Here is a 13,726-nt window from a genome sequence, read left to right as displayed (position 1 = left end):
AAACCCGGCGATCTAGGCATGACCAGGCTGAAGGTGCGGTAACACGCACTGGAGGGCCGAACCGTTTAATGTTGAAAAATTATCGGATGAGTTGTGTTTAGGGGTGAAAGGCCAATCAAGCCGGGAAATAGCTGGTTCTCCGCGAAATCTATTGAGGTAGAGCGTCGGATGATTGCCGTTGGGGGTAGAGCACTGGATGGTTGCGGGGGTCGCGAGATCTACCAATACTAACCAAACTCCGAATACCAACGAGTCTAGTCCGGCAGACAGACGGCGGGTGCTAAGGTCCGTCGTCAAAAGGGAAACAGCCCTAACCTACAGCTAAGGTCCCCAAGTCACGTCTAAGTGGGAAAGCATGTGGAACTTCCAAAACAACCAGGAGGTTGGCTTAGAAGCAGCCATCCTTTAAAGAAAGCGTAACAGCTCACTGGTCTAAATAAGAGGTTCTGCGGCGAAGATGTAACGGGGCTCAAGACGTGCACCGAAGCTTAGGGTTCAGTCTTTGACTGAGCGGTAGCGGAGCGTTCCGTAGGCCGTTGAAGCGGGAGGGTAACCGACCGTGGAGGTATCGGAAGTGCGAATGCAGACATGAGTAGCGATTAACAGTGTGAGATGCACTGTCGCCGAAATTCCAAGGGTTCCTGCTTAAAGCTAATCTGAGCAGGGTAAGCCGGCCCCTAAGACGAGCCCGAAGGGGGTAGTCGATGGGAACCACGTTAATATTCGTGGGCCTGGAGGTGTGTGACGGATGGCGTAACTTGTTCTACCTTATTGGATTGGTAGGGCAGGGAAGTTGTCCCAGGAAATAGCCCCTCCGTATAGACCGTACCCTAAACCGACACAGGTGGAATGGTAGAGTATACCAAGGCGTTTGAGAGAAGTATCCTGAAGGAACTCGGCAAATTGCCTCCGTACCTTCGGAAGAAGGAGGCCCCACATCAAGGCAACTTTTTGTGGGGGGCACAGGCCAGGGGGTAGCGACTGTTTAGCAAAAACACAGGGCTCTGCTAAGTCGGCTTCAAGACGACGTATAGGGCCTGACGCCTGCCCGGTGCCTGAAGGTTAAGAGGAGGAGTGCAAGCTCTGAATTGAAGCCCAGGTAAACGGCGGCCGTAACTATAACGGTCCTAAGGTAGCGAAATTCCTTGTCGGGTAAGTTCCGACCTGCACGAATGGCGTAACGACTTCCCCACTGTCTCCAGGATATGCTCAGCGAAATTGAATTCTCCGTGAAGATGCGGAGTACCCGCGGTTAGACGGAAAGACCCCGTGCACCTTTACTGCAACTTCAGAGTGGCATTAGGAAAGAGCTGTGTAGCATAGGTGGGAGGCTTTGAAGCATTGTCGCCAGATGATGTGGAGCCATAGGTGAAATACCACCCTGCTGTTTTCTGATGTCTAACCTCGTACCGTTATCCGGTACAGGGACCCTCTGTGGTGGGTAGTTTGACTGGGGCGGTCGCCTCCTAAAGAGTAACGGAGGCGCGCGATGGTGGGCTCAGGACGGTTGGAAACCGTCTGTTAGAGTGCAATGGCATAAGCCCGCCTGACTGCGAGACTGACAAGTCGAGCAGAGACGAAAGTCGGTCATAGTGATCCGGTGGTCCCTCGTGGAAGGGCCATCGCTCAACGGATAAAAGGTACGCCGGGGATAACAGGCTGATGATTCCCAAGAGCTCATATCGACGGAATCGTTTGGCACCTCGATGTCGGCTCATCACATCCTGGGGCTGGAGCAGGTCCCAAGGGTTTGGCTGTTCGCCAATTAAAGTGGTACGTGAGCTGGGTTCAGAACGTCGCGAGACAGTTTGGTCCCTATCTGCCGTGGGCGTCGAAATTTGAGAGGAGTTGACCCTAGTACGAGAGGACCGGGTTGAACATACCTCTGGTGTACCAGTCGTTCTGCCAAGAGCGCAGCTGGGTAGCTATGTATGGACGGGATAACCGCTGAAAGCATCTAAGCGGGAAGCCTCCCTCAAGATAAGATTTCATCGAGCCGTCGTAGACCACGACGTTGATAGGTCGGATGTGGAAGTGCGGTAACGCATGGAGCTAACCGATCCTAATTGCTCTGTTCGCGCTTAAGTGATCCATATGGATCATAGAGTCCCACCATCAACGACAGCCTTGAAACTGTCGAAACATGGCGGCTTGTTAAGCCAGCCCAGATATCAACACACACATACAAACGTGCACGGACATCGATTAAACCCAAAACAAAGCGCCAGCTCCATTGCTTGGTGACCATAGCGTCAGTGACCCACCCGATCCCATCCCGAACTCGGCCGTGAAACCTGACTGCGCCGATGGTACTGTGGCTCAAGCCCCGGAAGAGTAGGGCGTCGCCAGGCATTGAAGCTCGCGCTTTGTTCAAACAAAACCCATTCACATCCTAAAAGGGCGGCCCGTAAAATACGGCCGCCCTTTTTGCTTCGGTGTCGCGGGGTGGAGCAGCCCGGTAGCTCGTCAGGCTCATAACCTGAAGGTCGCAGGTTCAAATCCTGCCCCCGCAACCAAAAGGCAAATTAGATAACCCCAGAAAATCAACGATCTCCTGGGGTATTTCTTTGCCTATGCTTCCACGCCGCAGAGCAGCTTGGCATGAAGAGCAATGCGATTGCCCTCGCTATCCTCAATCTCCGCTACAAAACCGGCCTGACCGAGCGCCTTCCTGGGATAGAGCACGCATCCCCCCGCTGCTTCCGCTCTTTCCAAGGCGCCATCAATATCCTCAACGGAAAAATAGAGGATGCTCCCGGACTTCGAGGGCACATAGACATCGCCTTTGGCCAAGGCCCCGCTCGCGCCCGGCGCATCGTCGCTCCAGGGAAGCAACGCCATCTCATAGCCGTCGATCTGTTGATTTCCACTGAGAAGTGACCCGGGTTTTCCATCGAGAAGTGACCCGTCTGCGGATTATGTTTCGGGTGTCATGGGCGGGTCAACCCGTGGTTTTCTCCTTTCGGTTCTGATCTGCTTGGCAGAGCTGTTTTTGAAGCGGAAGCTATCGTTGCCGGTCTCCAGGATGTGGCAATGATGGGTAAGCCGATCGAGAAGCGCCGTGGTCATTTTGGCGTCGCCGAACACGGTGGCCCATTCGCTGAAGCTGAGGTTTGTGGTGATGATGACGCTGGTGCGCTCGTAGAGTTTGCTCAGCAGATGGAAGAGCAGCGCGCCCCCTGAAGCACTGAACGGCAGATATCCAAGCTCATCCAGGATAACGAGATCAGAGTGCAGGAGGCGATTGGCGATCTGACCGGCCTTGCCCTGTGCTTTTTCCTGCTCGAGCGCATTGACCAGTTCGACCGTCGAGAAGAAGCGGACGCGCTTTCGATGATGTTCGATGGCCTGGATGCCCAGCGCCGTTGCCACATGGCTCTTGCCGGTGCCAGGACCGCCGACCAGCACGATATTGTCGGCGATGTCGATGAAGTCGCAGCGATGCAACTGACGCACCAGAGCTTCATTGACCTCGCTACTGGTAAAGTCGAAGCCGGCCAGATCGCGATAGACAGGGAAGCGCGCGATCTTAAGCTGATAGGCCACAGATCGAACCTCCCGTTCTGCTGTCTCGGCTTTGAGCAACTGGGAGAGGATCGGAATGGCGGCTTCGAAGGCTGGAGATCCCTGTTCCATGAGATCGGTGACGGCCTGCGCCATGCCATGCATCTTGAGGCTGCGGAGCATGACGACGATGGCGCCGCTGGCAGGGTCATGACGCATGACGCTTCTCCTTGCGCAGATCATCATAGCGTTCGACATTGGCCATCGGCTCGCTGACCAGCTTGAGCGCCTGGGGCGCCGTCACCGGCGGCGTGGAGATCGGTTTTCCGTCGACCAGCCTGTAGAGCAGATTGAGGATATGGGTCTTGGTCGGAACGCCAGCCTCCAGCGCCATGGTGACCGCCGTCAACACCAGTTGCTCATTATGATGAAGAACCAGCGCCAGTATTTCGACCATTTCCCTGTCGCCGCCAGGATTGCGCAACAGATGTCGCTGCAGACGCTGGAACGCATCGGGTAGCTCAAGGAAGGGCGCACCGTTGCGCAGGGCGCCGGGCTTGCGCTGCACGACCGCCAGATAATGGCGCCAGTCATAAACCGTATGACCTGGACCGTCGTGAGAGCGGTTGATGATGCGCTGATGCGTGCAGATTGGCTGTCCCTCGGCGACGACCTGGAAGCGATCAGGATAGACGCGCAGGCTGACAGTGCGATTGGCGAAAGAGGCCGGTACGCTGTAGCGATTGCGCTCAAAGTGGATGAGGCAGGTCGGCGATACCCGTTTGCGATATTCCACAAAACCATCGAAGGGCCTGCCCGCAACCATCAGACACTCAGATTCATCGGCCCAGGCATTGGCAACCGATCCGGGTTCGATCCCGTGAGGGATGTCCTCCCATAACGCCTTGCAGCGCTCCTCCAGCCACAGGTTCAGCGCATCAAGGCTCTCGGCCTGCGGCGTTGGTTGCCACAGACGGTGCCGCGCATCCTGGACATTCTTCTCGACCTGCCCCTTTTCCCATCCCGCAGCCGGGTTACAGAACTCAGCTTCGAACAGATAGTGGCTGACCATCGTCAGGAAGCGTGCGTTGACGGTGCGTTTCTTGCCACGCCCGACCTTGTCGACGGCAGTGCGCATATTGTCATAGATACCCCGGCGCGGCACGCCGCCCAGCACGCGGAAGGCGTGATTATGGGCGTCGAACAGCATCTCATGGGTTTGCAGAAGGTAGGCACGCACGATGAATGCCCGGCTGTAACTGAGCTTGAAATGCGCGACCTGCAGCTTGGTCCGAACCCCGGCGATGATTGCCCAGTCCTCGCTCCAATCAAACTGAAAAGCTTCCCCCGGCGCGAACGATAGGGGCACGAATGTCCCACGCCCGCCAATCTGTTGCTGGCGCCGATAATCTTCGCGCCAGTCCCGAGCAAAAGCGGCAACCCGGTTGTAGGATCCTTCATAGCCCAGGCTCACCAGATCGGCGTGAAACTGCTTGATCGTGCGCTTCTGCTTGCGCGATCGGCCCATCTCGCGCCGCAGCCAGGCCGCCAGATGCTCAGCAAATGGGTCCAGTTTGCTTGGTCGATCGGGCACCTTGAACCGCGGATCGATCGTCTCGGACCGCAAATATTTGCGGATCGTGTTGCGTGATAGTCCGGTGCGCCGCGCTATCTCCCGGATCGGTAGATGATCGCGAAAATGCCAGCGCCGGATAACGCTTAATAACGCCATGTCCAACACTCCATATACCCTCGCTTGTCAAAGCCAGGGACGAGTTCAACATGGGTCAATTCTCAGTGGAAATTTACGCCCTACCCGGGTCACTTCTCAGTGGAAATCAACAAATAGATGAGGTTCTTGTTTGAAGGAGGCAATAAGTTTATCGTTTAAAATAAGTATGATAAGCCTATTGAATGATGGCGAGGGAGGGATTCGCACTTTTATGTGATGACCCTAACCATCGTTTAGAATGACGTTCTCAAACTGCCACTTTGAGAGAGTGTCGGTTCCAGTAGTTGCGAGCCCCGCAACCATCGAAACCAAGTTAGATAACCCCAGGAAATCAACGATCTCCTGGGGTGTTTCTTTGCCCTTCTCCCGCGCCTCAGCCTGCAGCAGACGCTCAGCCCGGTAAGCCAATCATCGAGATCTGGCGCCCATAGCCGGGTTCGCCCAGATGACAGGACCGACGATAGCTGAAAAACCGTTCCGGCTGGCTATATGTGTCTTCGTCCAGCATCTCCACCCAGCCAACGCCGGCCGCCGCAAGGCGCGACGCGACATAGCCGCCAATGTCGAACTGCATATGCCCCGCGCGTCCTTCCAAAAAGAAGCGGCCATTTTCCGCATCCGCTTCCTCGAAGCGATGCGCGAAATCCTCCGTCACCTCATAGAAGGAGCGCCCAATGCATGGACCGATCGCGCACGAGATCCGATCCCGCCGTGCGCCCAGAGCAACCATGGCCGTCAATGTTGCATCGGTCACGCCGCCAATCGCACCCTTCCAGCCTGCATGGGCGGCCCCTATCACCCCCGCCGTCGCATCGACAAACAGCACCGGCACGCAGTCCGCCGTCAATATGCCCAGCAACAGCCCAGGACGATCCGTCACCAGCGCGTCCGCTTCGGGTCGCGCATCATCGGCGAAGACCTGCGTCGCTGTCACCACGTCCGGCGAATGTACCTGCCGCACGGTGACAAGCTGTCCGCCCGGCAGCACCGCATCGAGCGCTAACTCTCGGTTGCGTAAAATCGCCGTGCGATCGTCATCCGATCCCAATCCTACATTGAGCCCGGCATAAAGCCCGGTCGATACCCCGCCTTTCCGCCCGGCAAAACCATGCGGCATATCCCCAAGCACCCGTGCCTTCAGCAGTTCGATCACGCCGGCCCTTCCCAACTTTCATGTCATGGTCGCGCAACATACTTGCGCGCGCCGGATTAGGCGATAGTCTCCTCCTCCCATAAGCAAAAGGGGTACGTCCGGTGGCGTGCCGGGCTAAGGGAATAAGAGGTCTTCATGATATTCGGGCGCGTTAAGCCTCTCGACGCCATTCTGGCGACGGCAGAGAAGAAATCGCTGCATCGTTCGCTGGGGGGATTCCAGCTCACCATGTTGGGCATCGGCGCCGTCATCGGCACCGGCATTTTCGTGCTGACGGCTGAAGCCGCCCAAAAGGCGGGGCCGGGCATGATGCTCTCCTTCATCATCGCTGGCTTCGTCTGCGCCGTGGCGGCGCTTTGCTATGCCGAAATGGCCGCCATGGTCCCGGTGTCGGGGTCTGCCTACACATACAGCTATGCGGTGATGGGCGAACTCATCGCCTGGATGGTGGGATGGGCGCTTATCCTGGAATATGCCGTGGCCGCCGGTGCGGTGTCGGTCGGCTGGTCCGGATATGTCGTGGGCCTCATCGAACATACATTCCATATCGATATCCCCGATCTGCTGACGCGCGGGCCGTTCGACGGGGGTATGATCAACCTGCCTGCGATGCTGATCGCGTCGCTCGTCACCTGGCTGCTGGTCATCGGCACCAAGGAAAGCGCCACGGTCAACGCCGTGCTGGTCGCCATCAAGGTGTCGGCGCTGACCCTGTTCATCGTCCTGGCGCTGCCGGTCATCAACATGGACAAGTTCACCCCGTTCGCGCCGCTCGGCTTCTCGGGTGTTTCAGCGGCCGCAGCTTCGATCTTCTTCGCCTATGTCGGTTTCGACGCCGTCTCCACCGCGGCGGAGGAAACCAAGAATCCGCAACGCAACATGCCGATCGGCCTGATCGGCTCGCTCGGCATCTGCACCCTCTTCTACATGCTGGTCGCGGCCGGCGTCATCGGCACCGTCGGCGCGCAGCCGGTGACGGCGGGCGGTATCCCGATCGCACAAGGCGGTGTTGCGCTGGCTCCCGGCTCGACCGCCCTGTCGCAGCAGTGCGCCGCGCTGGCCGCCGCCGGCACCGAAGCGGTCACTTGCTCGAAGGAAGCGCTGGCCTGGACGCTGCGTGAAATCGGCTGGCCACAGATCGGCAACCTGCTCGGCCTCGCAGCCGGCCTGGCCCTGCCGTCGGTTATCCTGATGATGATGTTCGGCCAGACCCGCATCTTCTTCGTCATGAGCCGCGACGGCCTGCTGCCGGCGATGTTCTCAAAGGTCCATCCGACCTATAAGACGCCCTATGTCATCACCATCCTGACCGGCATCTTCGTTGCGCTGTTTGCGGCCTTCTTCCCGGTTGGCATTTTGGCGGACATTTCCAATTCGGGCACCTTGTTCGCTTTTGCCGCCGTTTCGATCGCGGTGATGGTGCTGCGCAGGACCGATGCCGGACGCGCCCGTCCGTTCCGGACGCCGATCGTCAATGTCACCGCGCCGATCGCGATAGCGGGCTGCGCCTATCTCTTCTGGAGCCTGGGGGTGGAAACCAAGCTGATGTTCGTTGGCTGGGCAGCGGTCGGCCTGCTGGTCTATTTTGGCTACAGCCGTAACCGCAGCCATGTCGGCCGCGGTGTGGTGGATGTGGCGGAGGACCAGCCGGGCATTCCGCCGCAGCCGGTGCCGCCGCTGCCCGGCGCGCCTACGCCGGGTGGGCAGGACGCCTGATCCAGAATAAAAAGGGGCGGGAAACCGCCCCTTTTTTTGTCCCTTCATCAGTGTACCGCGTCGAACTCCGCTTCCCGCAGCGCGTTGTGATGGGGCCGGGTGAAGAGCTTGCCGTGTTCGGCCCAGATCACGATCAGGAAAGCGAATGATCCGAACACCAGCAGTCCCAGCGTCAGCGGCAAGGTCGTACCGTTGAAGGCGCGACCGACAATGCTGCCGAGCGCGCTCGACAAGGCAGTGGTGAGGAACGCCTGAAAAGAGGAGGCGATGCCGGCGCCCTTGGAAAAAGGCTCCATCGAGATGGCACTGAAATTGGACCCGGTGAAGGAAATGGTCAGCATCGTCATCCCCTGCAGCACCAGGAAGGTGGCGAGCGTTTCCAGGCCGGACAGGATCACCGCCAGGTGGATCAGTGCGATGGCGATGAAGGCCAGCAGCGCGCTCTGGCTCAGCCGCCGTGCGCCGAAACGTGACACCAGGCGGCTGTTGACCAGGCTGCCCACGCCCATCGATCCGGCGATCAGGGCAAAGCCGATCGGGAAAAAGGTCTGCGCCTTGAAAACGTCGTAGAAGATCTGCTGAATCGACAGGATGAAACCGACGAGGCCGCTCATCACGACGCCGCTTGCCAGCATATAGCCGATCGAACTGCGCGTGCGGATGACTGTCCCGATCGTGCCCAGCAACGTGCCCGGTGTGATCCGCATCCGGTTCTCCGGCTTCAGCGTTTCGGGCATCCGCAGCAGCATCCACAGCAGGATCAGGCTCGCCTGGAGGGCGAGCGCCCAGAAGATCCAGCGCCACGGCCCGACCCACAGGATCGCCTGGCCAAAGCTGGGCGCCATCACCGGGATCAGCATGAAGACGGCGAAGATGAGCGACATCACGCGCGCCATGGCGTCGCCCTTGAACTGGTCGCGCACGATGCCGACGGTGACGACGCGGCTCGCCCCGGCGAAGAATCCCGCGCAGACGCGGCTGACCAGCAGCATGGAGAAGCTGGAGGCTGCTGCGCAGGATGCCGAGGAAAGGATGAAGAACACCATCGAGACGCCCAGCACCTGCTTGCGCCCGAACCGGTCGGAAAGGACCCCGAACAGCAGCGAGCCTAGCCCCAGCCCCAGAAAATAAAGGCTGATGATGAGCTGCCGGTCGTTGGGATGCGGGATCGCCAAGTCCTGGCTGATTGCGGGCAGCGCGGGCAGCATCGGATCGGTCGACAGTGCGTTCATCGCCATCAGGCAGGCGCACAGCAGCACGAATTCACGGAATCCGATATTTTTGCTCCGTTGCGTCGTGCCGGGGGGAGGGGTTTGGGACATGGGGAGCCTATGCGGACTCCGGCGCGCCGACACCAGCCCTTATCGCCTCCAGTCTAGCAGACAATAGGTGGATCGATGTCGGCAGGCCCTCCAGAACATAGCTGTCATTCCGTTAACCATTTTTTATCGGCTGCCGGACCAGACTGCATCCCATGAAAAAACCAAAGGGTCGAGCGTTGCGTTAGTCTGGAACAGGGGATCGGTATCATGGGCAACAGCATCAAAAGCGCGCAATTTCTGATGGAGGCCCGTCAATTGCGGGCAGCGGGCGGATCGGCGGATGAGTGTTTCGACCTGGGTGTCGCCTATAGCTGTGGCACCGGCGGTCTGTCGGTCGACCTCGTTGAGGCGCATAAATGGTTCAACTTGGCAGCCCTGCGCGGCAGCGGAGAGGGCCAGTCGATGCGCGCGGAAATCGCCGGGGAGATGACTGCGCGCGAGATTGCCGAGGCACAGCGTCAGGCCAGGGCCATCATCGCCGCGACGCAATTGCGCGCTGCCTGAGCTAATCGTCTTTCCGGAACGGGGTTCGTTCGGCCAGCCGAAGCCGGTCGTGCTGAACGTCACTCCGCTCGACGGCCAGATATTCAGCCACCGCGCGCCTGAAGCCGGAATTGGGAATATAATGCGCGGACCAGGTCGGTTCGGGCGCATAGCCCCGCGCCAACTTGTGGCCGCCTTGCGCGCCTGCCTCCACCTTGCGGAGGCCCTTCGCGATCGCGACGTCGATCGCCTGATAATAGCATAGTTCGAAATGCAGGTTGGGAACGTCCTCGTTACAGCCCCAATAGCGGCCATAGAGCGTATCCGCTCCCACCAGATTAAGCGCCCCTGCGATCGCCCGCCCATCGCGCAGCGCCAGCATCAGCAGCACCCGGTCGGCCATCATCTCCCCCAGGATCGAGAAGAAGTGGCGGGTAAGATAGGGCTGTCCCCATTTGCGCGCGCCGGTATCCTGGTAGAAGTCCCAGAATATGTCCCAATGCGCTTCGGTCAGGTCGCCGCCGCTCAGATGGACGATCTCCAGCCCCCTGACCGCGCGCTGCCGTTCCTTGCGGATATTCTTGCGCTTCTCGCTGGAGAGGTCCGCCAGGAAATCCTCAAAGTCACCATAGCCCCGGTTGGTCCAGTGGAACTGGCTGTCCTCGCGAATCAGCCAGCCCGCTGCCTCGAACAACGGCACCTGGTTCTGCGCGATGAAGGTCGCATGGGCCGACGATAGCCCGTTGCGCTCCACCAGCGTCTCGATCCCCGCGATCAGCGCTGGCGCCGCATCGGGATCGCGCAGCAGCAGCCGGGGACCAGGCACCGGGGAAAAGGGCGCGGCGATCTGGATCTTGGGATAATAGCGCCCGCCCGCCCGTTCCCAGGCGTCGGCCCAGCCATGATCGAACACATATTCGCCCTGGCTATGGCTCTTGGCATAGAGCGGCGCGGCGGCGGCGATCCGCCCGTCCGGCCCGTCGATCACCAGCGGCAGCGGTTGCCAGCCGCTTGCGTCCCCGACGCTGCCCGATCGTTCCAGCGCCACCAGGAAATCCCAACTGACGAAGGGATTGGCCGTCCCGGCGCAGGCGTCCCATTCCTCCCTGGGCAGGTCGGCCACGCCGGCGGCGATTCGCGCGATGACCTCAGTCATGCGACCGCTCGAAGATGATTTGGTCGGCGTGACGCGCGGCACGGGCGCGCTCTTCGTCGCTGCGCACGGTCCAGCTCAGCACGGGCAGACCCCGTCGGCGGGCATGGGCCGCGAAGCGGGATGGCAGGTCGCGAATGTCACAGGCGAGAAAATCGGGTCTCGCCAGCCAAAGCGCAAGGTTGCGCTCGATTCTTCCGCGCAGCCACCCCTTGCCCTGCTGCGTCATCACCAGTCCGCGCATCACCTCCGGCCGGTAGCGCGCGAACCAGCGCATCGCATAGGGGTGGAAGGACATGACCGCTACCGGCGCTGCGTCCCGGCCACCCAGCTTCCCCGCAACCGCGCTGCACAGGCCCGCGACATGCCGGTCGTCCGACTTGATCTCGATGAGCAGCGGCACCGCGCCGTCGCAACGTGCCAGCAGGGTTGAAAGTCGGGGGATCATGCCGCCGTCGGGCAGCGCGATTCCGTCCAGCGTGGTGCTTTCCAGCGAAGCGATCGCCTCGCTGTGCTCCGTCATCCGCGCCAGGGTGGCGTCATGAAAGACGAAAGCGGTGCCGTCCCGGCTCGCCCGCACATCGCATTCGATGCCGAAGCCTCCAGCGATGGCGGCGTCGAACGCCGCCATGCCATTCTCGCTCGCCTCCGCCCCGTGCAGCCCACGATGCGCGAAGGGGCGGGCCGTCAGGAAGGCCGGGTCAGGCCGCCGGCCGGACAAGGACGATCGCATCCACTTCGACGACGCTGTTGAGCGGCAGCACCGGCACGCCCACCGCGCTGCGGGCATGTTTGCCGGCTTCGCCGAACACATCGACCATCAGTTCGGATGCGCCGTTGGCGACCTTGGGCTGGTCGGCGAACGACGGCGCGCTGGATATGAAGGCGCCCAGCTTCACGATCCGTTCTACCCGGTCCAGGCTGCCCAGCGCCGCCTTCATCTGCGCGATCAGGTTGAGACCGCAGATGCGGGCGGCGGCCACGCCATAGTCCAGGTCCTTGTCCTCGCCCAGGCGGCCGGTCATCAGGCCGTCCGGGGCCAGCGCGATCTGTCCGCTGATATGCAGCAGGCCATTGGCTTCCACCGCCGGCACATAGGCGGCGACCGGGGCGGCGGGCTGGGGCAGGGTGATGCCGAGTTCGGCGAGGCGGGCGTCAATGCTCATGCTGTGGCTCCATCATGGGGAAGAAGAGGGGAAGGGGCGGGACCGTCGGCCAGGCGTGCCTCGATCCAGCGTTCGGCCTGCGCCCAATCGTCGATCCGGGCATGAGCATGGACGGCGGCGAACACGCCGGGCGCGATCTCCGGCTCGCCTACCATGTGCAGCCGCCACACATCCGGTGCATGGGTTGCGACTGACGCATGATGTTCGGCCAGGTCGTCGATGAATAGGGTGACGCACGGTTGCCGTTCGGCGGCGATGCGCGCCAGTGGCGGACCTTTGCCGCCATGGTTCCATTGCACCGGCAGCTCCAGGCCATGGCTGGCAAGCTGCTCCACCCGCGCGCCATGATGCCGCTCGCCGATATTGGTCAGCACGACGATGTCGGCGATCCGGGAAAGCCGCCCCAGCGTCTCGACCGCGCCGGCGATCGGCGCCTGCCGGTGCATTTCCGTATCGAAAAATTCGACCAGCAGCGCCCAGACCAGCTCGCGTTCCAGCACGATGCCGCTGTCCTTGTGGCGCAATGCCTCACCGAAATGGCGGTCATACATGTTGAAATGCACATCATGCGTCTCGTCCAGCCATTGGCGGAACGGCACGACCATGTGCAGCAGCACCTCGTCGCAGTCGGTGATGATGAGGGGGCGTGTCATCGGCTCAGACTCTCCTGCGCGGCGATCAGGGCGGCGGGCGTGGTGTCGGTCGCTTCGGCGCAGGCAATCAGATCAGGCTCATGGTCCGCCAGGAAGCCGAGCACCGCGCCCAATACGCCGGGGTTGTCGATCCCCATGCGCAATGCGTCCGCGTCCAGTCCCGTCAACGCCAGCAGCCGATCCGCCCGTGCGGGGTCGGCCAGCGTCCATCCCAGCGCCAGCAACGCCAGCATGGCGGGATCTTTGCTGCTATCTGACTTGCGATTCGGACTGTCGGGTCGCATGATGGGCCTTTGGCGGGGAAGCGATCGAGGGGCTCGCTTCACGAGGTGAATTGCGGGTGACTGGTGGCAAAGCGCGTGCTCGTTGTCGAGGACAACGAACTTAATCTCAAACTTTTTTGCGACCTGCTGCGCGCCCATGGGCATGACGTGCTGCCGCTGCGCGACGGGCGGGATGTGTTGGCCCAGGCGCGGGACTTCCTGCCTGACCTCGTCATCACCGACATCTATCTGCCCCATGTCAGTGGCTATGACCTCATCCTTTCCCTCAAGGCCGACGACCGGTTGTTGTCCGTGCCGATCATGGCGGTCACTGCCTATGCGGGGAAGGGGGATGAGGAACGGATCCGTGGTGCCGGCGCGGATGCCTATGTGTCGAAACCGATCTCGGTATTGCGCTTCATCGAACAGGTGAACGCATTGCTGTAACGGTTACGGCCGTTCGTCACCACATTGTCATGCGTCTTTCATCGCAACGCCTTCATTCGGAAGTGTTGGCGTCATTCCCCTCTGCCACCCCCCTGCGCCATGGCGCGGCGCTCTGCCGACAGCCTGATTACAGG

The 13,726-nt window shown here is 60.7% G+C and carries 13 protein-coding genes, 1 tRNA gene and 2 rRNA genes (1 of these 16 only partly in view); 6 read left to right on the top strand and 10 right to left on the bottom strand.

Annotated features, from left to right (window positions below; all coding sequences use genetic code 11):
• From MOK15_RS11455 to MOK15_RS11445, 3 genes are all read left to right on the top strand, one after another.
• A 23S ribosomal RNA gene (locus MOK15_RS11455) occupies positions 1 to 2,085 on the top strand; it begins 706 nt to the left of the window's first position.
• 151 nt (positions 2,086 to 2,236) lie between these two features.
• Positions 2,237 to 2,351: ribosomal RNA gene (gene rrf, locus MOK15_RS11450) — 5S ribosomal RNA — on the top strand.
• A gap of 88 nt (positions 2,352 to 2,439) precedes the next feature.
• Positions 2,440 to 2,516 (top strand) — tRNA-Met (locus tag MOK15_RS11445).
• Positions 2,517 to 2,571: 55 nt separating this feature from the next.
• Here MOK15_RS11445 and MOK15_RS11440 read toward each other — a convergent pair.
• The 4 genes from MOK15_RS11440 to pgeF form a co-directional block, all read right to left on the bottom strand.
• Positions 2,572 to 2,841, bottom strand: coding sequence for a hypothetical protein (locus MOK15_RS11440; RefSeq protein ID WP_242931726.1), 270 nt, complete (start codon positions 2,839 to 2,841; stop codon positions 2,572 to 2,574).
• A 75-nt stretch (positions 2,842 to 2,916) separates the two neighbouring features.
• Positions 2,917 to 3,723: an IS21-like element helper ATPase IstB gene (gene istB, locus MOK15_RS11435; protein WP_242930106.1), complete on the bottom strand. Its 807-nt coding sequence runs from the start codon at positions 3,721 to 3,723 to the stop codon at positions 2,917 to 2,919.
• Positions 3,713 to 5,236, bottom strand: coding sequence for an IS21 family transposase (istA, locus tag MOK15_RS11430; RefSeq protein ID WP_242930107.1), 1,524 nt, complete (start codon positions 5,234 to 5,236; stop codon positions 3,713 to 3,715). The genes istB and istA overlap by 11 nt, the downstream gene beginning before the upstream one ends.
• A 391-nt stretch (positions 5,237 to 5,627) precedes the next feature.
• Positions 5,628 to 6,389: a peptidoglycan editing factor PgeF gene (pgeF, locus tag MOK15_RS11425; RefSeq protein WP_242931725.1), complete on the bottom strand. Its 762-nt coding sequence runs from the start codon at positions 6,387 to 6,389 to the stop codon at positions 5,628 to 5,630.
• Positions 6,390 to 6,524: 135 nt separating this feature from the next.
• Between pgeF and MOK15_RS11420 the strand changes: the two genes are divergently transcribed.
• Complete coding sequence (locus MOK15_RS11420; RefSeq protein ID WP_242931724.1) at positions 6,525 to 8,105, top strand: amino acid permease; 1,581 nt, start codon at positions 6,525 to 6,527, stop codon at positions 8,103 to 8,105.
• 47 nt (positions 8,106 to 8,152) lie between these two features.
• Here MOK15_RS11420 and MOK15_RS11415 read toward each other — a convergent pair whose 3' ends face one another.
• Entirely contained in the window at positions 8,153 to 9,427 is a 1,275-nt protein-coding gene (locus MOK15_RS11415; RefSeq protein ID WP_242931723.1) for an MFS transporter, read from the bottom strand.
• A 207-nt stretch (positions 9,428 to 9,634) separates the two neighbouring features.
• On the opposite strand from MOK15_RS11415, the gene MOK15_RS11410 reads away from it, so the two are divergent.
• A complete protein-coding gene (locus MOK15_RS11410; protein WP_242931722.1) occupies positions 9,635 to 9,931 on the top strand; it encodes a hypothetical protein in 297 nt (98 codons plus the stop codon).
• 1 nt (position 9,932) lies between these two features.
• On the opposite strand, the gene MOK15_RS11405 is transcribed toward MOK15_RS11410, so the two are convergent.
• Genes MOK15_RS11405 through MOK15_RS11385 form a run of 5 tightly spaced genes read right to left on the bottom strand, consistent with a single transcriptional unit; the run spans position 9,933 to position 13,166 of the window.
• Positions 9,933 to 11,066: a GNAT family N-acetyltransferase gene (locus tag MOK15_RS11405; protein ID WP_242931721.1), complete on the bottom strand. Its 1,134-nt coding sequence runs from the start codon at positions 11,064 to 11,066 to the stop codon at positions 9,933 to 9,935.
• Positions 11,059 to 11,784: a glycerophosphodiester phosphodiesterase family protein gene (locus tag MOK15_RS11400; protein ID WP_278254146.1), complete on the bottom strand. Its 726-nt coding sequence runs from the start codon at positions 11,782 to 11,784 to the stop codon at positions 11,059 to 11,061. The genes MOK15_RS11405 and MOK15_RS11400 overlap by 8 nt, the downstream gene beginning before the upstream one ends.
• Entirely contained in the window at positions 11,765 to 12,229 is a 465-nt protein-coding gene (locus MOK15_RS11395; RefSeq protein WP_242931720.1) for a RidA family protein, read from the bottom strand. The genes MOK15_RS11400 and MOK15_RS11395 overlap by 20 nt, the downstream gene beginning before the upstream one ends.
• Positions 12,226 to 12,882 carry an HAD family hydrolase gene (locus MOK15_RS11390; RefSeq protein ID WP_242931719.1) on the bottom strand — a complete coding sequence of 219 codons (657 nt, stop codon included), beginning with the start codon at positions 12,880 to 12,882 and terminating at the stop codon, positions 12,226 to 12,228. Before MOK15_RS11390 ends, MOK15_RS11395 begins: the two co-directional genes overlap by 4 nt.
• Positions 12,879 to 13,166, bottom strand: coding sequence for a DUF3572 domain-containing protein (locus MOK15_RS11385; protein WP_242931718.1), 288 nt, complete (start codon positions 13,164 to 13,166; stop codon positions 12,879 to 12,881). Before MOK15_RS11385 ends, MOK15_RS11390 begins: the two co-directional genes overlap by 4 nt.
• 63 nt (positions 13,167 to 13,229) lie before the next feature.
• Between MOK15_RS11385 and MOK15_RS11380 the strand changes: the two genes are divergently transcribed.
• Positions 13,230 to 13,592, top strand: coding sequence for a response regulator (locus MOK15_RS11380; protein WP_242931717.1), 363 nt, complete (start codon positions 13,230 to 13,232; stop codon positions 13,590 to 13,592).
• Positions 13,593 to 13,726: the final 134 nt, after the last annotated feature.

This window comes from Sphingobium sp. BYY-5, from assembly GCF_022758885.1.
Classification (GTDB): domain Bacteria; phylum Pseudomonadota; class Alphaproteobacteria; order Sphingomonadales; family Sphingomonadaceae; genus Sphingobium.
Note: the sequence above shows the minus strand (reverse complement) of the source record. Positions and strands in the feature narration are given on the sequence as shown.